The sequence below is a fragment of the Couchioplanes caeruleus genome (genome assembly GCF_023499255.1).
GTDB lineage: Bacteria > Actinomycetota > Actinomycetes > Mycobacteriales > Micromonosporaceae > Actinoplanes > Actinoplanes caeruleus_A.
In genome coordinates this window covers 7,065,190-7,089,369 of the sequence record NZ_CP092183.1, presented here as the reverse complement: position 1 = coordinate 7,089,369, position 24,180 = coordinate 7,065,190, and the positions used below count along the sequence as shown (strand labels likewise).

The following is a 24,180-nucleotide window of genomic DNA, read 5'->3' as shown; positions in this document are numbered from 1 at the left end:
TCAGGGCACGACGATGCGGAACCCGCTCGCCACGCGGGCGGGTATCCGGCTCACATCGATCGAGAGGTCCTGAGGCGGCACGTAGTAGTCCAGCCGGGCGAGCCGCTGCACCAGCGTGCCCAGCAGTGCCACCGTCATCTTCTCGCCGGGGCAGCGGTGACCCGTACGCGGATCGCCGCCGCCCTGCGGGATGAGGTCGAGCGCGCCCGGCTCGCGCCCCAGGAAACGCTCGGGGCGGAAGGCGTACGGCTCCGGCCACAGCGCCGGATGATGGTTCTGGCCGTAGACGTCGAGCAGGACGAGCGTGCCCCGCGGCACCGGTTCGCCCTGGAACGTCAGGTCACGCGTGGCCCGCCCGCCGAGGAACGGGGCGAACGGGTAGAAGCGCCGCACCTCGTGCACGAACGCCGTGGTGAAGTCCTCGTCACCGGTCCGTAGCGCCGTGCCCGTCGCCGGCCAGTGGTCCAGCGCGTGGCCGGCGTACGCGACGAACCAGGCCACCGCCGTCGCCGGCCGGATGATGTTGAGCAGCTCGACCGCTGCCGTACGGGCATCCAGCGGGCCGCCGTCCTCCGCGTAGGAGGCGAGCCGCGCGAGGGCGGAGTTCGCCGCCACCGGGACGTGCTGCCCCCGTACCCCCGTGATCAGTCCGGCCAGCCACCGCTCCCGCCGGCGCCGGGCCGTCAGAGCCCGCCAGTGCCGGGGCCCGGCGCTCGCGAAGCCGTCCACCATCGCGACCAGGTCGGCCGTCAGGCCGTCCGCCTCGTCCTCGGCCAGCGGTACGCCGGTCAGCGCGTCACCGCCCGCGCGATCACCTTGGCGGACTCGTCGAAGAGGGTGACCGGCGGTCCGCCGCGCCACGAGTCCGCGGCCCGGTCGAACGCCTCGCCGGCCAGCTCGGCCACCGTCTCGAACCCGTCGTCCATCAGCAGCGACACGAACAGCGCCTTGCGCGCCCGGTGCGCCTCGGCGTCGAGCGTGTGCACCGCGCCCTTGCCGAAGAGCGTGGCCACCACGGGGTGCGGCAGCGCGGTGTGCCGCTCGAGGTGACCGTCGCCGTAGAAGAACTCCGTGGCCTCCGTGCCGCAGACACCGACCGCGGGCCGCCCCATGACCCGCATGGGGACGGGAAGCTCGCCGGCGGCCCGGCGCAGGTCGGGCAGCCAGGCGTACCCCTTGATCGCCGCGGGGACACTCTGATCAACCATGGGCGTCAGGATCCCCGGGCGGCCGGGCCTGAAACGGCCCGCCGCCGGCCCGGCGAAAATCTTCCTTAATTATGTACGGCTTCCGCAGACGAGTTTGTGCACGTCAACCACGGGTCCAGCGGTACGCCGGGCCGGGTCGGCGCGATGCTGCCCGCCGGACTGTCGGTGCCCGCCCCTAGGCTTGCCCGGGTGCGGAACAGGGTGTGGGCCTCGACCGCCGCGCTGGCCGGTTTCCTGGCCGTGGCCGCGGCTCAGCTCGCGCTGGTCGTGGTGCCGGTGCTGCTGGTGCTCTCGACGCTGACGGGCGCGGCGGCGCTGCGGATCGGGCTGCCGGTCTGCATGGCGACGGTCGGCGTCATGGCGTATGCGATCTGGCGCGCCCTGCACACCCGCCGCCCCCAGCCGGTCGGCATCCCGGTCGCCCGCGACGACGCCCCGCTCCTGTGGGAGCTCGTCGACGGCGCCGCGGCGGCCGCGGGCACCCGCGCGCCCGACCGCGTCACGATCGTGGCCGACGCCGCCGCGAAGCTGATCGAGCGCACCCGCCTGCTGGGCCTGATGGGCGGCCGGCGTGACCTCTACCTGGGCCTGCCCCTGCTGCAGGCCTGGGACACGCCCCGCCTGAAGGCCGTGGTGGCCCACGAGCTCGGCCACTTCTCACCCCGCTTCGGCCGGCTCGCCCCGGTCGCCTACCGCGGCCGCACCGTGGTGGCCCGCTTGGTGCCCCGCATCTCCCGCCGCAACCCGGCCGGCCCGCTCCTCCGGTCGTACGCGGGCTTCTACCGTCGCATCGACGCCCCGTTCAGCCGCGCCCAGGAGCTGCAGGCCGACCGCATCGCCGCCGAGCACGCGGGCCCCCGCGCCGCCGCGGCCGTCCTGCGGGACCTGCCGGCGCTGGACGCCCTCCTGCGGGTCTTCCACGCCGAATACCTCGGCCCGGGCTGGCAGGCGGGCCGCGTCCCCGACGACATCTTCGGCGGCTTCCTGCGGGTCCTCGCGGCCCGGGCGGAGGAGATCACGGTCCTGCGCACCCGCGAGCCGGCCCCACCGTCCACCTGGGACACCCACCCACCCCTCAAGGACCGCCTCGCCGCGCTGGCCACCTCGACCGGCGCCGTCCCCTCGACCGCCGCCGAGACCTCGTCCGGTTCCGCCACCTCATCCGCTCCCGGCACCGTTGCTGGTCCCGCCCCCGTGGCGGGCCCCGGCACCGCGGTCGACTCGACCGCCGCGACCGGCTCGACCGCCGCGACTTCGACTTCCGCGACCGGTTCGACTTCCGCGACCGGTTCGACCGTCTCCACCGCTGCGACCGGCCACGCGGACGCCGACGGCGATGTAGCCGGGGCCGAGCCGGCCGCCGCCACCGCCGCTCAAGCCCTCACCGCCGCGACCACCGACGTGGCCTCCGGAGGCGAGCAGGCCGAGCCGGAGCTGATCCCCGACCTGCCCGGTCTCGGCCGCGCGCTGCAGCAGGTCGCGTTCCCGCCCCAGGGGCGCATCACCGTCGGCTGGGACGAGTTCTTCGGCGCCGCGCGGACCGTCGAGATGCAGCGGGAGGCCGACGCCGCCCTGACCACGGTGTCGCGGGCCGCCGGCAGCACCGTTGCCACCGCCGACGACGTGCTGCAGCTCGCCGGGGACGGCCGGCTGCGCAAGATCGCCGAGTCCGTGTTCCCGGGGCTGCCCGCCGACGAGACCGCGTACCGGGTGATCGACCTGGTCACGCTCCTGCTGGCCCTCGCCGCGCTGCACAGCGGGGCGGCGCGGTGGCGGCACAGCTGGACCGGCACCGCCGAGCTGGTCGCGGCCGACGGCTCGCACCTGGACCTGGGCGGGCTCGCGGCGATGGCCGTGGACCCGGCGACCGTGGCGACCGCGCGGGAGAAGCTGGCCGGCCTCGGGATCGACGTGGCCGCCGCGCCCGCGGGTGACGGCGAGCAGGCGCGCCCGGAGGTCGTCGGCGGCGTGGTCAACCTCGTCGTGGACGGGTCGCGTACGGACATGCTGGTGGTGGACACCGGGCTGTTCCTGCTGCCCGGGCTGCCGAGGTCGCAGAACGGCTCCGCGAAGCGGCGGCTCGCCGAGTTCGCCGCGGCCGACGGGGCCCAGCGGGAGGCCGCCGCCCCGGGAACCCGGTTCGTGCCGTACGCGGAGGTGGCCAACGCCACGCAGGTGCGGCGCCGTAGCTGGGACCTCGCCCTGCGTGACGGCTCGACCATCGGCGTACGGACGGCCCTGGACTCCGACGAGCTTCCGGGCGGCTGGGCGGCCCTCGACGACGCCGTGGCCTTCCTGTCCCGCACCCGATAGCCCCGCACCCCGCCGGCCCGCGCCCCGCCAGCCCTGCGCCCCGCTGGCCCCGCACCCCGCCGGCCCTGCGCCGCGCCGCGCCAGCCCGCGCGCCGCGCCAGCCCGCGCGCCGCGCCAGCCCGCGCGCCGCGCCAGCCCGCGCGCCGCGCCAGCCCGCGCGCCGCGCCAGCCCGCGCGCCGCGCCAGCCCGCGCGCCGCGCCAGCCCCCCGCCCCGGCAGTCGCGTACCCGATCGTCCCGTACGCGATGGTCCGCGGCGGATGAACCAATCCGGCGCGAGAGGCGTGTAATCGGAAGAGGGTCGGATCCCTGACGAAGGAGTAACGGCGGCATCACTCGCCGTCACACTGGGATCAGGTGTCATTCGCTTACCGTTCGCGGAACTGGGTAGAAGAAGGCCACGCGGATCGGCGATGATCGCCACACAACAGGGGGGAGGGGCGCTGATGGAACGGGGACCCATGGCGCTCTTCGGGGCCATCGTCGCGGTGGGCCTCGGACCGGCGATGTGGCTGGGTGCGCAGTTCGGCGAGGCGACGCTGACACCGGCGCGGCCGCCCGCGGTGACGGTGCAGCAGAACACCACCACCGAGCCCAAGGGTGGCTCGGGGGCGGGCGACGCGCCGACCGATCAGACGCAGATCATCCGCACCGAGCCGAAGGCGAAGACGGAGACCATCCGTACCGAGGGCCGGGCGAAGCCGCCGGCCGCGTCGCCGACGCCCTCCTCGTCGCCCTCGAAGCAGCCGGCCACCGACCCGGCCGAGTCGACCCCGCCCGCGGACGACGACTCCGGGCCGAGCACGCCCCCGGTCGAGGAGTCGACGGAGACGGCCCCGCCGCCGACCGGCGACGAGTCCGAGCCGCCGGCCGAGCCGGACCCGCCGGCCACCGACGCCGGCACCGCCCCCGACAAGCTCGTCGGAGCCTGACCCCGCACGGCCGTCGGTCCGGCCGCGGCCGGGACCCGCGTCCGCCGGTCAGGCCCGGTGCAGTTCCACGATGGGGATGCGGCGGCCGCCCGCGCGTTGCTGGTGCTCGATGAAGAAAGCATGCTGCCCGGTGATCCGGGCCCACTGCCGCTCGTAGTCCTCACCGGACAAGGGAGTCGCCCGCGCCGGGAAGGTCTCACCCGGCAGTTCCACCGTGACGGCCGGGTCGGCCAGCAGGTTCCGGTACCACTGCGGGTCCTCGGCCGCCCCGGCGTTGGAGGCGACCACGAACAGCCGCCCGTCGGCACGGACGTACATGATCGGGCTCGTCCGGGGCTCGCCGCTGCGCCGCCCGCGGGTCGTGAGCAGCAGCAACGGCCGGTCACCCAGGGAGGCGCCGCCGTCGGCGCGGAACGTCGCGATGAGCTGCCGGTTGTACGCCAGCACGTCGTCGGGCATCGTCATGCTCCCGATCATGCCTCCTCGGCCGGGTGGTAGGTCGCCATCAGCCCGCGAGCCGTCGTGGCGAAGCGCTCCCGCAGTTCCGGCGGATCCAGCACCTCCGCGTCCGCCCCCAGCTTCAGCAACTCGATGTGTCCATGCCGGACCGATTCGATGGGTACGCGGGTGGTCAGCCATCCGGCCTCGTCGGGTTCCGTCGCCTCCGCACGCGCAACCCGGGACATTTCGGGCGGGAAGATGTACGCCATGCGGGCCAGCGCTTCGGCGGTCATCCGTACGGTCGCCGTCGCCGTGTAGACGCTGCTCTCGTACCGGTCGGTCCACTCCCGCCAGAACGCGGCGAGGTCGAAGCCCGCGGGCCGGGCCGCCGGTTCGTCGCGGATCCGTGCGTCGAGGATGTTCACCACCCGGTACGCCGTCACCCGCTCGCCCGCGGCCGCGACCAGGTACCACCGTCCCGCCTTGAGGACCACGCCGAGCGGCGCGAGCGTACGGGTCACCTCCCGAGGCGCCTTCCACCGGCGGTACCGGACCTCCAGCTGCTGTTCCCGCCACACCGCGTCCGCCACGGTCGCCAGGAACGGGGTCGGCTCGTCGGCGCGGAACCAGCCCGGCGCGTCCAGGTGGAAGCGCTCGCGTACCCGATCCGCCCGGCCGGCCAGCTCACCCGGCAGCGAGGCGCGCAGCTTGAGCTCCGCGGCCGCCAGCACCGACCCCAGCCCGAGTTCCGCCGCGGGCCCCGGTACACCGGCCAGGAACAGCGAACCCGCCTCGTCCCCGGTCAGCCCGGTGAGGCGGGTGCGGTAGCCGTCGAGCAGTTGGTAGCCGCCGGCCGGGCCGCGATCGGCGTAGACCGGCACGCCGGAGGCGCCCAGTGACTCGACGTCGCGATACACGGTCCGTACGGAGACCTCCAGCTCGTCGGCGAGCTCCTGCGCGGTCATCCGGCCGCGCGTCTGCAGCAGAAGCAGCAGGGAGACCAGGCGGGAAGCGCGCACCCGCCCAGTCTCCCAGTGCCGGCGTACCTCAGAGGCCGAGGATCCGGTTCAGGATGTCCCGGTAGCCGCGCAGCTGGACGCGCAGCGCCTCGGTGTCGTCGCCGTCCCCGGCGATGCCCTCCTTGCGGGAGCGCAGGCTCGCGGTCAGCCGGTCGACGGCCTCCTCCACGAGCTTGGCGGCCTCGTCGGTGGCTTCCTTCGGGCTGTCGACGAAGCGCAGCTGCACGTCACGCCAGCGCTCCTGGAAGCCCTGCGCGTCCGCGGCGGCGAAGAAGCCCTCGGAGGCCGGAGCCGACGGGGTCGCGGGGGTGGGGGCCGGCGCAGGCGTGGTTGCGGCGGGGGCCGCGGCGATCGGCTCCGCGACCACGACCGTGTTGTCCTCGGCGACGGACGCGTCGGACGCGTCGGACGCGTCGGACACGGCCGGGCGGTCCGCCGCGGTCCTGTCCAGCGTCTCGTCCGTCACCGGGTCCACCGCCTTCGGGTCGTCGAAGCCGCCCTCGTCCTTCAGCGCCGGGTTGGCGTCCAGCGGGGCGGACTGGGCGTCGGTGTCCGTCGTGGTCTCGGTGACCTGGTCCTTGACCTGCGGGTCGTCGAACGTGCCGTGGTCGTCGAGCGCCACGTCCACCACGTCGTCCTGGCCGGCGCCGGGTCCGGCCTGCGGCGTGCCCGTACGCGTGTCGTCGGTCGCGGTGTTGCTCGCGTACGTGCGGGTGTTGCTCTCGGAAGGCGACTCCACCGACCCGTCACCGGGGGCGACCATGCGGTCGTCGCCGACGCCGGAGTCGGCGGCCGAGACGCGGTCCGTCGAGTCCCACTGGTCGTTCAGCGGGTTGGCGACCGCGGACGCGGCGACGGCGCCGCCGACGGTCGACGCGCCGAAGGCGGTCGGCTGCGGGCCCGGCTCGTGGAACTCCGGCTGGTCCCGGTCGTCCCGGTCGTCGCGGACCGGGACGGTGGCGGTCGCGTCGTCGGTGTTCGCCTCGGCGGGCGTGTTGGACCAGGGCGACGGCGGGCGCTGGCCCGGCACCGCCACCGGGTCGGACTGCACGCGGTCGGGACGCTCCTCCTGGGCCTGCTCGTCGGCGGAGTCCCGGGAGTCGTTGGAGAAGAAACGCATGTCGTACTCCTCAGCGGCTCGTGGCGTCGGGACGCGAGCCCGCGACGTCGCTGTCGTGGTCATTGATCTTCTGGGACGGCACCTTGGGGTCGGTGTCCGGGGTGGCCGCGCCCTCCGACTTGACCGGATTCTCCCCGAGCAGGTCGGCGAAGAGCGCACGGTAGTGCACGAGGGCCTGGCGCAGGTCCTCGGTGTCGGCCTCGCCGTTCTTGCTGCGCTCGCTGATCGCGTGGGCGTCGCGGTAGTGCCCGAGCGTGCGGGCGTGCGCGACGGACAGGTTGGCGAGCTGGTCGTCGTAGTCGCCGGTCGGGTAGCCGCGCTCGGCGATCAGGCGGGTCACCAGCTCGTCGGCGGTGGAGACGGCCTGCTCCGGCGCGTCCACGAACTGGATCTGCACTTCCTCCCAGGCCACCGAGTACTTGGCCTTCGACTCCGCCGACAGCGGCTTGAGCTCGAGCTCGGCGTGCCGCTTCTGGCGCTCCAGCAGCTCCCGTTCGCCCTCGGCGCGGCTGTCCGCGTCGCCGACCACGCGGTCGTACTCGGGCCCGAACGTCTTCTGCAGCTTCTTGCGGCGGCCGGCACGGACGCCGAACACGATGGCGGCGACCAGCAGCAGCACGAGGACGATGAGAATGATCACGATTGTGGGGGACATCGGTCTCCTCCTTCTTCCCCCGGAGGTATTCCCACGTGGGCGGGGTCGTCAATCCGGATCGGGCGGCCGACGTGAAAACCGGTTCTGTCCGGTGCCGGACTCCCGCGATCGGCCCCGGCGCATGCCAATCTCCCGTACAGAAAGGACATACAACCTTCTTACGGTACGGAGCGGAACTGGCCGCGATGGCCGCCATTCCGTATTCTTCCCGCCAGGCGCGCAGCTCATCGACGGTCGTTGACGTGTCAAGCATTCTCCAGGGCTGCGCGCGCTGTCCTGCGTACCCTCGGGCGGAGGCTGATGAGAACCCGCAACTGGTCGATCCGGTCGAAGATCATCGCGCTCGTCGCGGTGCCCCTCGTCGCGCTCCTCGCGCTCTGGGCCTTCGCCACGGCCATCACCGCCGGCCCGGCGCTGAACCTGCTGTCGGCGCAGACGCTGCTCGACACGGTCGGCACCCCCGGCGAGGTCCTCATGGGCGAGATCCAGCGGGAGCGCCGCCTCTCGGTGGAATTCCTCGCCGCGCCGGACGCCGCCGTCGACAAGCTCACCGCCCAGCGCGCCGCCACCGACCGGGCCGCCGCCGACTTCCGCCGCACCGCCGGCAGCAAGGACGCCCGGGACGCCGCCGGCGCCACCCTCGAGTCCCGCATCCGCCAGATCTTCAGCGACCTCGACAGCCTGCCCACCGCGCGCGGCTACATCGACCGCCGGGAGATCGACGTGGTCGGCGCGCAGAACCTCTACAACGGCATCGTGGACTCCGGCTTCCAGATGTTCTCGGCCACCGCCACCTTCGGCGACGAGCACGTCGACCGCGAGATCCGCGCCCTCACCACGGTCGGCCGCGGCCAGGAATACCTCAGCCGGATCGACTCGCTGCTGGCCGGCGCCCACGCGGCCGGCAAGCTCGGCGACGAGAGCCGCACCGAGATGCTGCAGGCCATCGGCACGTCCCGGTTCCTGTTCACCCAGGGCGTCAACGACCTGCCCGAGCGCGACCGCGCGGCCTACCAGCGGCTCAGCCGGGGCGCCGCCTTCAACCGGCTGCAGGAGCTGCAGAACCAGCTCCTGTCCTCGAGCCAGGTCGGTGCGACCGCGCCGGTCAGCGCGGACGCGTGGCAGCCGGCGTACGACACCACGGCGCAGCAGCTGCGCGCCTTCGAGATCAACGCCACCGACTCGCTGGCCGAGGACGCCAAGCCCGTCGCAGTCGGCGTCCTGGTCCGCCTGGGCATCGCCGGCCTGCTCGGGCTCCTCGCGCTCGTCGCCACGATCCTCGTGTCCGTCCGGGTCGGCCGCTCCATCGTCGGACGCCTGATCCGCCTGCGCCGCGAGGCGCTGGAGATGGCCGGCGAGCGCCTGCCCACGGTGGTCAAGCGCCTGCAGCGCGGCGAGGCCGTCGACGTGGACGTGGAGACCCCGCCGCTGGAGTACGGCCGCGACGAGATCGGCCAGCTCGGCCGCGCCTTCAACGAGGTCCAGCGTACGGCGGTGCAGTCGGCGGTCGAGGAGGCCGCCGTCCGCCGGGGCATCAACGAGGTGTTCCTCAACATCGCCCGGCGCAGCCAGACGCTGCTGCACCGCCAGCTCGCCCTGCTCGACAAGATGGAGCGCCGCGAGACCGAGCCGCAGGAGCTGGAGGACCTCTACCGGGTCGACCACCTCGCCACCCGCATGCGCCGCCACGCCGAGGACCTCGTCATCCTCGCCGGCGCGGCGCCGGGCCGCGGCTGGCGCAACCCGGTGCCGCTGATCGACGTCGTCCGCGGCGCGATCAGCGAGGTCGAGGACTACAAGCGCATCGACATCATCTCCGTCGAGTCCTCGGCGGTCCTCGGCCGCGCGGTCGGCGACGTCATCCACCTGCTCGCCGAGCTGCTCGAGAACGCGGCGTCGTTCTCGCCCCCGCAGACCCGGGTCACTGTGGTGGGACAGATCCTGCCCAACGGGTACGCCGTCGAGATCGAGGACCGCGGGCTCGGCATGTCCGCCGACGCGATCGCCGAGGCCAACCGCAAGCTGCTCGAGCCGCCGGACTTCGACCCGGCCGACAGCGCCCGCCTCGGCCTCTTCGTGGTGGCCCAGCTGGCGGCCCGGCACAGCATCCGGGTGTCGCTGCGGGCCAGCGCGTACGGCGGCATCACCGCGATCGTGCTCGTCCCCGGCGAGCTCGTCACCGCGGCCCCGCCCGGCCCGGGCGCGCCGCCGGCCCTGACCGCGGGACCGGCCACCGCCGACGAGTCCTGGGACCGTCCCATCCTGGGCAGCGGCACCGACGACCCGTCCCGCAGTTCCCTCGCCGCGCTGCAGTGGCAGGGCACCGAGGAGCTGCAGTCCATCCCGGTCACCGGCCCCGCTGCGAAGATCAACGGCGTGGCCCTCGAGGGTACGGTCACCGCACCCGGCGACCGCCTCCCCGGCGAGGCCGGCGACCCCGCCGACCCGACCGGCCCGACACCCAGCGCGGTCGTCGACGGCCTCACCGCCGACGGCCTGGTCCAGCGCCGCCGCACCGTCCCCCGCCGCCGCAGGGACGCCCCGGCCGAACCCCCCGCCCAGCTCCCGCCCAACCTGACGGCCCCGACCGGCCTCGCCGGCATGCCGGGCGCCATCCCGCTCGGCCCGGCCACTCCGGCCGGCCCGGCCGAGGCCGGTGCCAACGGTCACCCCGGCAACGGCCGCGTCCTCGACGGCGCGCCCGCACCCGGCCTCCTGCACGGCGACGCACCGACGGTTCTCCCCGGCAACGGCGACCCGGGCTCGCTCCCGTCGCGCTCCCGCATCCCATCACCCCGCCGCGCGCCGGACACCGCGCCGCCCACCGCCCCGGCCGCGCCACCTGCGACCGCAGACCCCGCCGCGCCAGATGCGGCTGCGATCCCCGCCGGGCAGCCTGCGGCTGCAAGCCCCGCCGCGCCGCCCGCGGCTCCCGCGCCGCTTGCGACCCCGGCCGCGCCGCCCGCGGCTCCCGCGCCGCTTGCGACCCCGGCCGCGCCGCCCGCGGCTCCCGCGCCGCTTGCGACCCCGGCCGCGCCGCCCGCGGCTCCCGCGCCGCTTGTGCCGCCCACGGCTGCCGCGGCGCTTGCGCCGTCCGGGGGTCCGGGCGTTGCGCCGCTCGGTGTCCCGGAGGGCGGCGCGCAGGCCGCCGCCGAGGCCGCCTCGAACTCCGCCGAGGCTCTGCTGCCGCGCCGGGTCCGGCAGGCGAGCCTGGCGCCGCAGCTCCGTGGCCCGGTGGTCGACCGTCCGGAGGCCGCGACGGTCCGCTCACCGGACAAGGTCCGGAGCATGATGAGTGCCCTGCAGAGCGGCACCACCCGTGGGCGCCGGGAGGCCGCCGCGCTGGCCGCCGGACCACCACCGGTGTCGCTGCGTGAAGGCATAACTGCTGGTAGTGAGCGTCACAGGGGCGAGGGAGAGGGGTCCGCGACCGAAACTGACAAACAGCAGACGGCAGGGGGGCCGACGTGGTCCGAGGCGGCTACTGTCACCTTCCCGGCCGTGCAGGATTCCGCGGCCGGCACCGACGGCAGCACGGATCCCGCGCCCGACGACAAGCACCAGAACCACCGGCCGGAGAAGGACGCATAAGTGGCACAGACGACGAACCAGAGCGCCAACCTCACCTGGCTCCTCGACGACCTCGTCGAGCGGGTGCCGTCGGCGCAGCAGGCGGTGGTCCTCTCCGCCGACGGGCTCCTGCTCGGCGCGTCGGCCGGGATGACCCGGGAGGACGCCGAGCACCTCTCGGCCATGGCCGCCGGGTTCCAGAGCCTCGCCAAGGGCGCCAGCCGGCACTTCGGCGCCGGCCCCGTACGCCAGACCGTCGTCGAGATGGAGGAGGCGTTCCTCTTCGTCACGGCCGCCGGGCTGGGCGCCTGCCTCGCCGTGCTGGCCGAGAGCGACGCCGACCTGGGGCTCATCGCGTACGAGATGGCCATGCTCGTCACCCGGGTCGGCCAGACGATGGACGCGCCCGAACGGCTCCCCGGGTCCGATGCCCGCTGACCCCATGCGTGCGCCGCACGACTGGCTGGACCACGACGCGGGCCCGGTCGTCCGCCCGTACGCGATGACCCAGGGCCGGGTGGCACCCGCGGGCGGCGAGTTCGACCTGCTCGCGTTCGTGGTCGCGACGATGCCGGACGCGCCCCCGTCGCCCTCACTGCAACCGGAGCATCACGCACTCGTCGGCGCGGCGTGGGAGCCCACGTCCGTTGTCGAACTAGCCTCCAAACTGGACCTCGCCATCGGGGTCGTCCGAGTTCTGCTGGGTGATCTACGCTCGGCGGGCCTCATTTCGCTCTACGAGCCACCAGCGGCCTCCCAGCCGCATGACGTCGACGTACTCAAGGCGGTTGTCAATGGACTCCGTGCGCTCTGACCGTGACGGCGCGCGCTCGCGCATCCCGGTCGCGCTCAAGATCCTCATCGCCGGCGGGTTCGGTGCGGGCAAGACCACGATGGTCGGCTCGGTCAGCGAGATCCGGCCGTTGCAGACCGAGGAAGTGCTCACCGGCGCGGACGGCGCCGACGACACCTCAGGCGTGGAAAGCAAGCGCACCACGACGGTGACGATGGACTTCGGCCGCATCACCATCACCGAGGACCTGCAGCTCTACCTGTTCGGCACCCCCGGACAGGACCGCTTCTGGTTCCTCTGGGACGAGCTCTCCCAGGGCGCCCTGGGAGCGGTGGTGCTCGCGGACACCCGCCGCCTCGCCGACTGCTTCCCGTCGATCGACTACTTCGAGCAGCGCGGCACCCCGTTCGTGGTGGCGGTCAACTGCTTCGACGACCGCCGCTTCGGCGCGGACGCGATCGCCCGGGCCCTCGACCTCGACCCGGACGTCCCGGTCGTGGAGTTCGACGCCCGCCAGCCGGTGGCGGCCCGCAACGTGCTGATCGAGCTGGTCGAGTACGTCGCCCGCAGGCAGCTGGCAGCAGCCGGAGCCCGCTGACCGCCGAAGCGGGGAGCCGGCCGCGGGACTCGGCCCTGTGGGGACGGCAATCCAGCCGCGGGACCGGGAGCCGGCTGCGGGACCGGGAGCCTGCGGGACCCGGGAGCCGGCTGCGGGACCGGGAGCCTGCGGGACCGGGGAGCCTGCGGGACCGGGTGCCGGCTGCGGGATCGGGGTGCCGGCGGCAGGCCGGGGCGGTCAGTGCTGTTGGTAGTGGCTGCCCCAGGGTGCCGCGACCGGTCCGGAAGCCGGCGGTACGCAGATCAGCCGCGACCCGATCCGGTGCAGCGTCCGCGACGACAGCAGCCCCCGGACGATCAGCTCCTCCGGCTGCGCGTACGGCCGCTCGAACCGTGCGATGACGATCCGGTGGGCCATGTCCGGGGTGACGCCGGGCAGCCGGGCGAGTTCGTGTCCCGGGGCGTGGTTCAGGTCGAGCAGCCCGCCGTCGTCGATGTGGCGCACGAGGTCGGGCCGGCCGACGCCGAGCTGCCGGGCCCGCGCGGGGTCGAAGGCGACGAACTGGCGGGCCTGTTCGCGCAGCGTGCGGTTGCGGGGGGTGTCGCCGGGGTGCGCCGCGACGACGCCGCCGTGGATGGCCGCCCCGAGCGCCACGATGGCGAAGAGGCTGAAGCCGATGCTCTCGGCGGTGCTCAGGTTCGGGCTGTCGACGGGGGTGGGGTCGATCGCGGCGAAGGTGAAGGCGACCACGAAGAGCAGCGCGTAACCGGCCGCGTACGCGAATTGGCGCTTCTCGCGGCGTCGGATGCCGGCGTAGACGAAGTAGATCCAGCCGCCGAACGAGCAGAGCAGGATCGGCAGCAGCGACGCGATGATCACCTCGCCGGCGGGGAAACGGCGCTTGGGCGGTGGCGGCAGCGGCGGCGGCAGGAAAGGCGGCGGCGACTGAGCCGAGAAAGGCGCTGAGGACGGCTGACCCGAGAAAGGCGCCGAGGAGGACGAGTGCGAGTAGGGCGGCGGTGAGGACGGCGGCTGCCCCCACGACGGAGGCGGTGGCGTCGTCACGGTGACGTCCGGTGGCACGTACTGCTGGATGAAGGTCGACGGCGGCGGGGCCGGGATGTCGTCGCTGTCCGCCCACGGGTCGACCGGTTCGGCGTAGAACGTCTCGCCGCGCAGGATCCGCCGGTGGGTCTCCTGCATCTTCTCGCCGGGCTCGGCCCCGAATTCCTCCAGGAAGTATTCGCGCGCGTCGCGGAACGCGGCCAGCGCCTCGGCCTGCCGCCCGTCCTGGTGCAGGGCGATCATCAGCTGCGCGCGCAGGCCCTCGCGCAGCGGGAACTCCTCGACGAGGCGTACCAGATCGGGCATGACGCCGGTGTGGTTGCCGCGCGCGACCTCGATCTCCGCCCATTTCTCCCAGGCCGTGGCCTTGGCCTCGGCGAGCCGGGTGCGGGCCGCGTCGAAGACCGGGCCGCTCAGGCCGGCGAGCGCTTCGCCGCGCCAGAGCGCGAGCGACCGCCGCAGCGTCTCCGTCGCCTCGGCGAGGTCGCCCGCCTTGCGTTGCGTGGAGGCCGTGGCAAGCCCGGCCTGGAACCGGTCCGCGTCGATCGCTTCGGGCTCGGTGTGCAGCACGTACCCGCCGCCGGTGAGCGCGAGCAGGTCGCCCGGGGTGCGCGGCGAGCGGTCCGGGTCGAGCACGCGGCGCAGGCCGGCCACGTACTTCTGGACGACGTTCGCCCCGTTCTCCGGCGGCTCGTCGCCCCATACCGCGTCGACGATCTGGTGGACCGGCACGGGCCGTCCGGCGTTCAGCAGCAGCACCGCCAGCACCGCGCGCTGTTTCGCCGGCCCCAGCTCCAGCGCCTCGCCGCCCCGCAGGGCGCGCAGCTCGCCGAGGAGCTGGTATTCCAGCGCGGGGCCCACCCGTGGCACCCCCTTTGACCAGCGAAGACGTGGAACGGCAGCGAAACGGCAGCCGGCAGCAGCATAGCGGCAGCGACACGGCAGCACTGTCCCTCAGTGTTCAGCACGTCCACCGGGAAGACCCTCATGCTTAAAGGACGAAGACGATGAACGTTCGTAAGGTGCGACTGGCCGGTTTCGGCGCGCTGCTGGCCCTCGGCGCCGTGTCCATGGGCGGGTGCGGTGTCGCGGACACGGTCGAGGAGGCGGCGCCGGCCACGCCGGAGGACACGTTGATGGACGCGTTGCCGGACTTCTCGACGGGCCCGTTCCACTTCACCGTGAAGGGCGGCACGCAGCCGATGACCGGCGTCCTGGACGCCGGCAGGAAGAGCTACCGGATCGACGTGAGCCAGAAGGATCCCGAGCTGGGCTTCACCTTGACGATGAAGTTCCTGGTGGTGCGGGAGAAGTCCTGGATCAAGGTCGACTTCAAGGGTACGGACGGCCTGACCGGTCTGCCGAAGCTGCCGAAGAAGTGGCTGCTCGTGGATCCCGCCGAGGTCAAGGACACCGAGGACGCGCCGCTGTCGTACGACGACGAGACCGATCCCGGGGAGGCGGGCGCGGTCCTGCGGGCGATCGTGGACGTCAAGCAGACCGGTACGGGCACGTACGAGGGCACCACGGACCTCACGAAGCAGGGCGAGGCGGGGATCGTGGAGGACTCCACGCTCAAGGCGCTCGGTGACCGGGCGAAGGCGGTGCCGTTCGAGGCCACCGTCGACGCGCAGGGGCGGCTGACCCGTACGGTCGTCGAGATCCCCTCGGCCGGCAAGGTGAAGGCCGCCCGCTACGAGGTCGTCTACGACCAGTACGGCAGCGCCGGGTCGCCCGCCGAGCCGGCCGCCGCCGAACAGCAGAAGGCGCCGAAGGCCGCGTACGAGATGTTGAACGCCTGAGCCACGGCGGCGGTCGCGCGGGTCTACGGGGGTCCGCGCGCCCGCCGCCGATCTCGTCGCACGCCGTGGGCGGGTGTGGTGGGATCGTGGCATGGGCGCGAGCGACGAATACGTATTCCTGGGCTGCTACACCGGCGAGAGCGGGGGCGAGGGGGAGGGCATCGTCCTGCTGCGGCGGGACGTCACCACCGGCTCGCTGACCCGGCTGGGGGTCGTCGCCCGTACCCCGTCGCCGTCCTTCCTGGCCCGGCACCCGACGTTGCCGGTGCTGTACGCGGTGAACGAGCTGACCGCGGGCACGGTGAGCGCCTTCGCGGTGGCGGACGACGCGTCCCTGACCCCGCTGGCGGTGCAGCCGACCGGCGGTTCGGCGCCCTGCCACCTCGCGGTCTCCCGGGACGGGCGGCACCTGCTGGTGGCCAACTACGTGAGCGGTGACGTGAGCGTGTTCCCGCTGGACGCCGATGGTGTTCCCGGTGAGCGCTCGGATCTGCTCGGCCTGGACGGCAAGGGGCCGGTCACGGATCGGCAGGAGGGTCCGCACGCGCACATGGTCGCGCCGGACCCGAACGGCTCGGACGTGCTGATCAGCGACCTCGGGTCGGACCGGGTGTGGCGGGCCCGGCTGGACCCGGTGTCCGGGCGCCTGACCCTGGTGGGCCCGGCGGTGGTCGCGGAGCCGGGCACCGGCCCGCGGCACCTGCTGCGGACGTCGGACGGCGCGTTGGTGCTGGTCGGCGAGCTCACCGGCGACCTCAGCTGGTACCGGGCCGGCGCCGGCGGCGAGCTGGAACGCGACGGTGGCGTGGTGGTCAGCGCGACGCGGCCCAATCAGCCGTCGGAGGTGACGACGGGCCGGGACGGCCGTTTCATCTATGTCGCCAACCGCGGTCCCGACACCGTCACGGTGCTCGCCTGGGAGCCCGAGGGCGGCACGGTGGTCGCCGAGGTGGCCACCGGGGGCTCCTGGCCGCGGCACATGGCCCTGCTGGCGGATCACCTGTACGTAGCCAACGAGCGTTCACACAGCGTCATGATTTTCCGGGTGGATCCGGACACCGGGGTACCGACCGCCCAGGGGGAACCGGTGGCCGAGAGCAGCCCCACCTGCATCCTGTCCTGGGTGCCGAAGCCGGTGAGGGCCGCGTGACCAGCGAAGCCGGACACCGCCGGAGAGTCGTGATCTTCGACGGGAAACCGGCAAGGCGGGCGGCGAACCGGCCACTCACCGAGATGGCTCCATCACGTACGGTCAATTAGGTATGCGGAATTTCCAATCCGAGTAACTTTCGTCCGAACGTATATGGCATTCGGGTCTCGGGATGCGCAGTATGGAGCGCGTGTCAGGCCGCCATCGCAGAAACTTCAATCTCAGGGGAGCCGGCGTCGTCGCATCCGCGATGGCGATCGTGGTCGTCCTCGTCGGGTCCTGGCTCGGTTACCAGCAACTCGCCGACAACGATTGCTCCGGTCAGATCAGGCTCAACGTCGCCGCGGCGACGGAGATCGCCCCCGCCGTCGACCGGGCCGCCCAGCAATGGTCATCGAACGGTGCCGAGGTCAACGGCACCTGCGTCGCCGTCACCGTCACCGGGGTCAACCCGGCGGCGATGGCGTCCACCATCGCGCTCAAGCACGGCGTCACGCTGACCGGGCTCGGTGCCGCCAGCAAGTCGGGCACCATCCCGGACGTGTGGATCGCCGACTCGACCACCTGGCTGATGCGCCTGCGCTCGGAGGCGTCGGGCTTCGTGCCCACCGACGGCAAGTCGATCGCCACCAGCCCGGTCGTCGTCGCCATGCCCGAGCCGGTCGCGCAGAGCGTCGGCTGGCCCGACCGCAAGCTGGGCTGGGGTGACCTGCTCAAGCGCATGACCACCGGCAACTCCCTGCGCACCGGCATCGTCAACCCGACCCGCGACGCCGCGGGCCTGGCCGGCCTGCTCGCGCTCGGCAGCTCCGCCGGCGGCGGCCCGCAGGCCAAGGCTCAGCAGGTGGCCGCGCTGCGGGCGCTGGCCGCGGGCAGTTCCTCGCTGCGCGACGACCTGATGCAGAAGTTCCCGCGCTCCACCGACGCCGCCGACCTGGCGAGCGCGGTGAGTGCCGCGCCGCTGTCCGAGGAGGACGTGGTCGCGTACAACGCGGAGAAGCCGGTCGTGCCGCTCGCCGCGCTGTATCTGAACCCGCAGCCGCCGTCGCTCGACTACCCGTTCGCGGTCATGCCCGAGGTCGACCTGACCAAGTCGGCGGCCGCCACCGGCCTGCGTGAGGCGTTGCAGCAGCCGGGCTTCAAGGACGAGCTCGCCAAGGTTGGCCTGCGCGCCCCCGACGGCACGGTCGGCGTGGGCTTCGCCTCCCCGATCGGCGCGCCGAAGGCCACCCCGGCCGCCACCGGCGCCCCGACCGGCACCGAGGGCACCGCCGCGGCGGGTCTCGACGCCGGCTCGATCAACCAGGCGCTCGGCAGCTGGGCGGCCATCACGCTGCCCGGTCGCGCGCTCGCCGTCTTCGACGTGTCCGGCTCGATGAAGACGAAGGTGCCGACCGCCGGCAACCTCAGCCGCGCGGAGGTCACCCGCCGCGCCGCCTCGCAGGGCCTCGCGCTCTTCGACGACCAGTGGGCCGTCGGCACGTGGATCTTCTCGACGGAGATGGACGGCAAGAAGCCGTACAAGCAGATCGTGCCGATCACGCCGCTGACCTCGGGGCGCAGCCAGCTGCAGGCCTCGATCGGCAGCATCGTGCCGAAGGACGGTGGCGACACCGGCCTCTACGACACGGCGCTGGCCGCGTACAAGTCCGTGCAGGACACGTGGCAGGCGGGCCGGGTCAACTCGGTGCTGCTCTTCACCGACGGCGTGAACGAGAACAAGGACGGCATCAGCCGCCAGACGCTGATCAACGAGCTGAAGAAGACGGCCGACCCGAAGCGCCCGGTCCGCATGGTGATCATCGGCATCGGCACCGGCGTCGACCGGAACGAGCTCGAGGCGATCACGAACGCCACCAACGCGGGCGGCGTCTTCATCGCCCCCGACCCGGCGAAGATCTCCGACATCTTCCTCGAGGCGATCTCGTCCCGGTCCGGAGCCCGCTGAGCCGGCGGTCCTCCACCGCGGCAACTGAATCGAAGCCGCTCCGGCCCATGCGGGCCGGGGCGGCTTTCAGCTTGCGGGGGCGGTCCAGTCCAGGCAGACGGCCACCGCGTCGTCCTCCAGGTCCGCGCTGACGAACGCCCGCAGATCCCCGAGCAGCGACCGTACGGCCTGCAGCGGTGCCTGCCCCCCGGTGCGCCGGACGAACCGGTGCAGCGCCGAGTCGCCGTACCGGCCGGCGTGCCCGAGCGCCTCGGACACCCCGTCGCTGACGATGAGGAGCCGGTCGCCGGGCCGCAGCCGGAACGTCTGCGTCTCGTAGTCCGAGGTCTCGAACATGCCGAGCGGGAACTGCGCCTCCAGCGGCTGCTCCACGACCTCGCCGGCGCGCAGCACCAGCATCCGCGGCGATCCCGCGTCGACGACCTGCACCTCGCCGGTCTCCAGGTCCAGCTCGAGCAGCAGCGCTTCCACGTGCGAAGCGCCGCGGTGCTGGGCGAACACCGCCTGGTCGGCGAGGGCCGCCTGGTCGGCGAGGCCGAGCCCGGCCCGGCGGGCGTTGCGCAGGGCGTGCACGGCCAGCGCGGTGAGCAGCGCCGCCGTCATGCCGTCGCCCATGCCGTTGAGCACGGTCACGGACAGCCGGCCGTCGTGTTCGGCCCAGTCGAAGCCGTCGCCGCGGATGGCGTACGCCGGCTCGAGCTGCCCCGCGAGGCTGAACCCGGACCCGACCCGGCTGCGGCCCGGCAGCAGCTCCCACTGCATCTCGGCAGCGAGCGTGAGCCGCTGGGCCCGCGCCGCCACCGTGTACCGGTCCGTGCCCGCGGCGGCCGCCTGCAGCTCATGTCCGAGCAGCGTGGCGATCTCGGCCAGCTCCGCGCGTTCCACCGCGGACGACGGCCGCGGGATGAACCGGAGCACGCCCACCCGCTCCCCGCGCGCGGTGACCGGCAGGTACGTGACGTGCCCGGCCCCCACCTCGGTCTGGTGGTCGAAGCAGCGCCAGGCGGGATCACCCGGCCGGGTGACCGACGGCCCGGAGCGGAGCGGGATCAGCGCGGACAGCCGGTAGTCGACGAGGAGGACGTCCAGGTCGTCCACCCCGTACTCCTTGGCCAGGGCCTCGGCCAGGCACTCCACCACGCGGTCGGCGGGCGCGTCGGCCAGGGCCCGGCGTACGGCGGTCAGCCGCTCCGACACGTTTGCACCCCCTCGACACGTGCACCGTACGGGTAGTCTCTGCTGCACCATGGCCGAATACCATGGGCCGGATGGGCCACACCTCGCCGCGGCGGTCGACGACGCCGCGCCTGCCCTGCTGGCCGCCTGGGACGCCGCCCGGGAGCGGGCCACGCCGCGGGTCTCCTGGCCGCAGCTGAACGCCCTGCTCGTGGTGGAGCGCGAGGAGGGCATCAACCTGCGGGGGCTGGCCGGCCAGCTCAAGATGATCCTGTCGTCGGCGAGCCGGCTCTGCGACCGCCTCGTCGCCTCGGGCATGGTGGAACGGGTGCCGGGCCGTGCCGATCGCCGGGAGATCGCGTTGTTCCTCACGCCCTCCTCCCGCCAGCTGCTGCACGACCTGCGCGCCACGCGGCGGGAAATCCTCTCCGAGGTGCTCGAGCGGATGAGCCCGGCGGGCCGCAGCGCCCTGATCCGCGGGCTCGCCGAGTTCAGCGCCGCGGCCGGGGAGGCCGACGGCCCCCAGGCGCGTACGGCCTAGGGGCTCTCGGCGAGGGGTCCGGCTAGGACCGTGCCAGCCAGGCGGCGGGGTCGTCGAGCACCGCGCGGATCACCGCTCCCGCCGCTCCTCGCATCGCCGCGTCAGGGCCGAGCGCGGCCGCCCGCAGCGTCACCGGTGACCAGTCGGCGGTGAGCACCCGTCGGTCGATCTCCGCGGCGATCCCGTCGCGCAGCCGGGGGAGCAGCGGCGCGTAGATGCCGCCGAGGACGACCGTGTCGACGTCGAGCAGGTTCACGACGGCGGCGATCGCCGTGCCGAGGGCTCGCCCGGCGCGGGTCAGGTCCGCTCCGGCCAGCTCGGCCACCGTGGTCACTCCGGCGGCGCGCAGCATCGCCTCCTGACCGGCGTACTGCTCGAGGCAGCCGCGCGCGCCGCACCGGCAGGCGGGCCCGTCGGGGTCGATCGCGATGTGCCCGATCTCGCCGCTCCACCCGCGCACGCCCCGGAACAGCGTGCCGTCGAGGACGATCCCGGCGCCGATGCCGATCTCACCGGAGATGTAGACGAAGCTCGGTGGCAGGCCGCCGGTACCCAGCTCGCTGAGGGCGGCCAGGTTGGCCTCGTTGTCGACGGTGACGGGCAGGCCGCCGACGAGGTCGCCGACGGTGACGTCCTGCCAGCCGAGGTTGGGCGCGACCCGGACGACGCCGTCGGCCGCGACGAGCCCGGGGACCGCGAGCGCGGCGCCGGCGAGGGTGAGCCCGTCCGCCTCGGCGAGGTCGCGGGCGCGGCGGGCCAGCCGGGCCAGCCCGGCGAGCGCGGTGGCGGTGTCGACGGGACGCTGGTCGCCCGGTTCGACGAGGCGGTGCCGCACGGCGCCGGTGAGGTCCACGACGCACGCCGCGCGGTAGTCGACGTTGATCTCCAGCCCCAGCCCGGCCGGGCCGTCCGGGGCGGTACGCAGCCCGGCCGCCGGCCGGCCGGCCCCGTTGCGCGGCGCCGGGCCGACCTCGATGAGCAGCGATCCGGCGATCAGGTCGTCGACCAGCGCGGACACCGTGGCGCGGGTGAGCCCGGTGGCCGCCGCGACGGCCGCCCGGGATATCGGATCTGCCCTGTTCGCCACAGTTTGCAGGACCAGCGCGAGATTATGGGCCCGGACGCTCGCTTGCCGCACCGGGGCGCTGGAGGAAGTCATGAGCCGGGCCGCCACGCCCTTGACAATGCCACACCGGGCTCAAATAATTCAACCAATAAACAAATCCGTGCTGTTACGTGGAGGTAACCGTGTCGGTCCAACCCACGCGCGATGACAAGTTCTCCTTCGGCCTCTGGACCGTGGGCTGGACGGCCCGCGACCCGTTCGGCGACGCCACCCGCGCCGCCCTCGACCCCATCGAGGCGGTGCACAAGCTCGCCGAGCTGGGGGCGTACGGCATCACCTTCCACGACGACGACCTGGTGCCGTTCGGCTCCGACGCGCACACCCGCGACGGGATCATCGCCAACTTCAAGAAGGCGCTGGAGGAGACCGGCCTCATCGTGCCGATGGTGACCCAGAACCTGTTCACCCACCCGGTGTTCAAGGACGGCGGCTTCACCAGCAACGACCGCAGCGTCCGGCGCTACGCGCTGCGCAAGGTCCTGCGCAACATGGACCTCGCCGCCGAGCTGGGCGCCAAGACCCTGGTGTTCTGGGGTGGCCGCGAGGGCGCCGAGTACGACGTCGCCAAGGACGTCCAGGCCGCGCTCGACCGCTACCGCGAGGGCCTCAACCTGCTCGCGCAGTACTCCGAGGACAAGGGTTACGGCCTGCGCTTCGCCATCGAGCCCAAGCCCAACGAGCCGCGCGGCGACATCCTGCTGCCCACGGCCGGGCACGCCATCGCGTTCATCAACGAGCTCGAGCGCCCCGAGCTGTTCGGCATCAACCCCGAGGTCGGCCACGAGCAGATGTCGAACCTCAACTACACCCAGGGCATCGCCCAGGCGCTGTGGCACGGCAAGCTCTTCCACATCGACCTGAACGGCCAGCACGGTCCCAAGTTCGACCAGGACCTCGTGTTCGGCCACGGCGACCTGCTCAGCGCGTTCGCCACGGTGGACCTGCTGGAGAACGGCGCGCCCGGCGGCGGCGCCGGCTACGACGGCCCGCGGCACTTCGACTACAAGCCCTCGCGCACCGAGGACTACACGGGCGTGTGGGAGTCGGCCAAGGCCAACATGCGCATGTACCTGCTGCTCAAGGAGCGCGCGCAGGCGTTCCGTGCCGACCCCGAGGTGCAGGCGGCGCTGGAGGAGGCCAAGGTGCTGGAGCTGGCGAAGCCCACGCTGAACGAGGGCGAGAGCTACCAGGACCTGCTCAACGACAAGAGCGCCTTCGAGGAGTACGACGTCGACGCGGCGGGCGCCCAGGGCTACCACTTCGTGAAGCTGCACCAGCTGGCCATCGACCACCTGCTGCGCGCACGCTGATCACGACGCCGACCACCGAGGAAGGATGAGGGCATGACTCTGGTAGCCGGGATCGACAGCTCCACGCAGTCCTGCAAGGTCGTCATCCGCGATGCGGAGACGGGCAAGCTGGTCCGGCAGGGCCGGGCGAGCCATCCCGACGGCACGGAGGTGCATCCCGACGCCTGGTGGTCGGCGCTGCAGGAGGCCATCGAGGAGGCCGGCGGGCTCGACGACGTCGCCGCCGCCTCGGTGGCCGGCCAGCAGCACGGCATGGTCGTGCTCGACGAGAACGGTGAGGTGGTCCGCCCGGCGCTGCTGTGGAACGACACGCGCAGCGCCGGCGCGGCCGCCGACCTCATCGAGGACCTCGGCGGCGGCGACGCCGGCCGGCGGGCCTGGGTGGACGCGGTCGGGATCGTGCCGGTCGCCAGCTTCACGCTCACCAAGCTGCGCTGGCTCGCCCGTACCGAGCCGGAGAACGCGGCCCGCGTGGCCGCGGTGTGCCTGCCGCACGACTGGCTGACCTGGAAGCTGTCGGGCGCCCGCGGCCTCGACACGCTCCGGACCGACCGCAGTGACGCCAGCGGCACGCTCTACTGGTCCGCGGCGACCAACGCTTATCGGCACGACCTGCTCGAGCTCGGCTTCGGCCGGCGCATCCTCGTCCCCGAGGTGCTCGGTCCCACCGGCATCGCGGGACACCTGCCTGACGGCGCCCCGCTCGGGCCGGGCGCCGGGGACAACGCGGCCGCGGGGCTCGGCGCCGGCGCGCTGCCGGGAGACGTGGTGGTCTCCATCGGTACGTCGGGCACGGTGTTCGTCTCCTCCGACGTCGCGCCGGACGACCCGAGCGGGACGGTCGCCGGGTTCGCCGACACCACGGGGCGTTTCCTGCCCATCGTGGTGACCCTCAACGCCGCCCGGGTCCTCGACGCCGCCACCAAGCTGCTCGGTGTCGACCACGCCGAGCTGTCCCGGCTCGCGCTGTCCGCGCCCGCGGGGGCCGACGGGCTCGTGCTCATCCCGTACCTGGAGGGGGAGCGCACCCCGAACCGGCCGAACGCGACCGGGGCGATCCACGGCCTGACGCTCCGCACGTCCGACCCGGCGCACCTGGCCCGCGCGGCGGTCGAGGGCATGCTGTGCGCCCTGGCCGACGGGCTGGAAGCGCTGATCCAGCAGGGCGCCACGGCCAACCGCATCGTGCTCGTCGGCGGTGGCGCCCGCAGCGAGGCCGTCCGGCGCATCGCACCGGCCCTGTTCGGGCTGCCGGTCCTGGTCCCGCCGCCCGGCGAGTACGTCGCCGACGGTGCCGCCCGGCAGGCCGCGTGGGTCCTCGCCGGCGGCGATCTCCCGCCGACGTGGTCCGCCGAGACCCCCGAGGTGTACGAGGACGACAGCGTGCCGCTGATCCGCGAGCAGTACGCTGCCGCCCGTGACAGGGTCGTCGACCGCACCGCCCGCTAACCTT

Annotated in this window: 21 protein-coding genes; 12 read left to right on the top strand and 9 right to left on the bottom strand. The window is 73.5% G+C overall.

Features of this window, described 5'->3' with window-relative positions; translation table 11 throughout:
• Entirely contained in the window at window positions 1-861 is an 861-nt protein-coding gene (locus tag COUCH_RS32720) for a cytochrome P450 (protein ID WP_249609036.1), read from the bottom strand.
• Window positions 789-1,208, bottom strand: a complete 420-nt coding sequence (locus COUCH_RS32715) for a hypothetical protein (protein WP_249609035.1) — start codon at window positions 1,206-1,208, stop codon at window positions 789-791. The genes COUCH_RS32720 and COUCH_RS32715 overlap by 73 nt, the downstream gene beginning before the upstream one ends.
• A 189-nt stretch (window positions 1,209-1,397) precedes the next feature.
• Here COUCH_RS32715 and COUCH_RS38980 point away from each other — a divergent pair, with 189 nt between their 5' ends.
• The gene (locus COUCH_RS38980) at window positions 1,398-3,521 is read left to right on the top strand and encodes a M48 family metallopeptidase (RefSeq protein WP_275980014.1); all 2,124 of its coding nucleotides are present in this window, start codon (window positions 1,398-1,400) and stop codon (window positions 3,519-3,521) included.
• A gap of 445 nt (window positions 3,522-3,966) precedes the next feature.
• On the top strand, window positions 3,967-4,452 hold the full coding sequence (locus COUCH_RS32705) for a hypothetical protein (protein ID WP_249609034.1): 486 nt from the start codon (window positions 3,967-3,969) through the stop codon (window positions 4,450-4,452).
• 48 nt (window positions 4,453-4,500) lie between these two features.
• On the opposite strand, the gene COUCH_RS32700 is transcribed toward COUCH_RS32705, so the two are convergent.
• From COUCH_RS32700 to COUCH_RS32685, 4 genes are read right to left on the bottom strand one after another with little or no spacing between them, the layout of a single operon-like run.
• A complete protein-coding gene (locus COUCH_RS32700) occupies window positions 4,501-4,917 on the bottom strand; it encodes a nitroreductase/quinone reductase family protein (protein ID WP_249609033.1) in 417 nt (138 codons plus the stop codon).
• 8 nt (window positions 4,918-4,925) lie between these two features.
• A complete protein-coding gene (locus COUCH_RS32695) occupies window positions 4,926-5,912 on the bottom strand; it encodes a helix-turn-helix transcriptional regulator (protein ID WP_249609032.1) in 987 nt (328 codons plus the stop codon).
• A 28-nt stretch (window positions 5,913-5,940) separates the two neighbouring features.
• Window positions 5,941-7,032 (bottom strand): hypothetical protein, encoded by a 1,092-nt coding sequence (locus tag COUCH_RS32690; protein WP_249613961.1) that lies wholly within the window; start codon window positions 7,030-7,032, stop codon window positions 5,941-5,943.
• Window positions 7,033-7,042: 10 nt separating this feature from the next.
• On the bottom strand, window positions 7,043-7,687 hold the full coding sequence (locus COUCH_RS32685; RefSeq protein ID WP_249609031.1) for a hypothetical protein: 645 nt from the start codon (window positions 7,685-7,687) through the stop codon (window positions 7,043-7,045).
• A gap of 300 nt (window positions 7,688-7,987) precedes the next feature.
• Here COUCH_RS32685 and COUCH_RS32680 point away from each other — a divergent pair, with 300 nt between their 5' ends.
• From COUCH_RS32680 to COUCH_RS32665, 4 genes are read left to right on the top strand one after another with little or no spacing between them, the layout of a single operon-like run.
• Window positions 7,988-11,278 carry a sensor histidine kinase gene (locus tag COUCH_RS32680; RefSeq protein WP_249609030.1) on the top strand — a complete coding sequence of 1,097 codons (3,291 nt, stop codon included), beginning with the start codon at window positions 7,988-7,990 and terminating at the stop codon, window positions 11,276-11,278.
• The gene (locus COUCH_RS32675; protein WP_249609029.1) at window positions 11,279-11,695 is read left to right on the top strand and encodes a roadblock/LC7 domain-containing protein; all 417 of its coding nucleotides are present in this window, start codon (window positions 11,279-11,281) and stop codon (window positions 11,693-11,695) included.
• 4 nt (window positions 11,696-11,699) lie between these two features.
• A complete protein-coding gene (locus COUCH_RS32670; RefSeq protein ID WP_249609028.1) occupies window positions 11,700-12,071 on the top strand; it encodes a DUF742 domain-containing protein in 372 nt (123 codons plus the stop codon).
• Complete coding sequence (locus tag COUCH_RS32665) at window positions 12,052-12,648, top strand: GTP-binding protein (protein ID WP_249609027.1); 597 nt, start codon at window positions 12,052-12,054, stop codon at window positions 12,646-12,648. The genes COUCH_RS32670 and COUCH_RS32665 overlap by 20 nt, the downstream gene beginning before the upstream one ends.
• 198 nt (window positions 12,649-12,846) lie before the next feature.
• Here the strand turns inward: COUCH_RS32665 and COUCH_RS32660 are convergent, their stop codons facing one another.
• Complete coding sequence (locus tag COUCH_RS32660) at window positions 12,847-14,535, bottom strand: BTAD domain-containing putative transcriptional regulator (RefSeq protein WP_249609026.1); 1,689 nt, start codon at window positions 14,533-14,535, stop codon at window positions 12,847-12,849.
• Window positions 14,536-14,681: 146 nt separating this feature from the next.
• On the opposite strand from COUCH_RS32660, the gene COUCH_RS32655 reads away from it, so the two are divergent.
• The 3 genes from COUCH_RS32655 (at window position 14,682) to COUCH_RS32645 (ending at window position 18,574) form a co-directional block, all read left to right on the top strand.
• A complete protein-coding gene (locus tag COUCH_RS32655) occupies window positions 14,682-15,476 on the top strand; it encodes a hypothetical protein (RefSeq protein WP_249609025.1) in 795 nt (264 codons plus the stop codon).
• A gap of 91 nt (window positions 15,477-15,567) precedes the next feature.
• A complete protein-coding gene (locus tag COUCH_RS32650; protein ID WP_249609024.1) occupies window positions 15,568-16,626 on the top strand; it encodes a lactonase family protein in 1,059 nt (352 codons plus the stop codon).
• Between the two features lie 250 nt (window positions 16,627-16,876).
• Window positions 16,877-18,574, top strand: coding sequence for a VWA domain-containing protein (locus tag COUCH_RS32645; protein ID WP_249609023.1), 1,698 nt, complete (start codon window positions 16,877-16,879; stop codon window positions 18,572-18,574).
• 66 nt (window positions 18,575-18,640) lie between these two features.
• Here COUCH_RS32645 and COUCH_RS32640 read toward each other — a convergent pair whose 3' ends face one another.
• Window positions 18,641-19,771: a PP2C family protein-serine/threonine phosphatase gene (locus tag COUCH_RS32640; protein ID WP_249609022.1), complete on the bottom strand. Its 1,131-nt coding sequence runs from the start codon at window positions 19,769-19,771 to the stop codon at window positions 18,641-18,643.
• 49 nt (window positions 19,772-19,820) lie between these two features.
• Here COUCH_RS32640 and COUCH_RS32635 point away from each other — a divergent pair, with 49 nt between their 5' ends.
• Window positions 19,821-20,291, top strand: coding sequence for a MarR family winged helix-turn-helix transcriptional regulator (locus COUCH_RS32635; protein ID WP_249609021.1), 471 nt, complete (start codon window positions 19,821-19,823; stop codon window positions 20,289-20,291).
• A gap of 22 nt (window positions 20,292-20,313) precedes the next feature.
• Here the strand turns inward: COUCH_RS32635 and COUCH_RS32630 are convergent, their stop codons facing one another.
• Window positions 20,314-21,450, bottom strand: a complete 1,137-nt coding sequence (locus COUCH_RS32630) for an ROK family transcriptional regulator (RefSeq protein ID WP_249613881.1) — start codon at window positions 21,448-21,450, stop codon at window positions 20,314-20,316.
• 89 nt (window positions 21,451-21,539) lie between these two features.
• Here COUCH_RS32630 and xylA point away from each other — a divergent pair, with 89 nt between their 5' ends.
• Together xylA and xylB are read left to right on the top strand one after the other, a co-directional pair.
• Complete coding sequence (gene xylA, locus COUCH_RS32625; RefSeq protein WP_249609020.1) at window positions 21,540-22,727, top strand: xylose isomerase; 1,188 nt, start codon at window positions 21,540-21,542, stop codon at window positions 22,725-22,727.
• A 33-nt stretch (window positions 22,728-22,760) separates the two neighbouring features.
• Window positions 22,761-24,176, top strand: a complete 1,416-nt coding sequence (xylB, locus tag COUCH_RS32620) for a xylulokinase (RefSeq protein WP_249609019.1) — start codon at window positions 22,761-22,763, stop codon at window positions 24,174-24,176.
• Window positions 24,177-24,180: the final 4 nt, after the last annotated feature.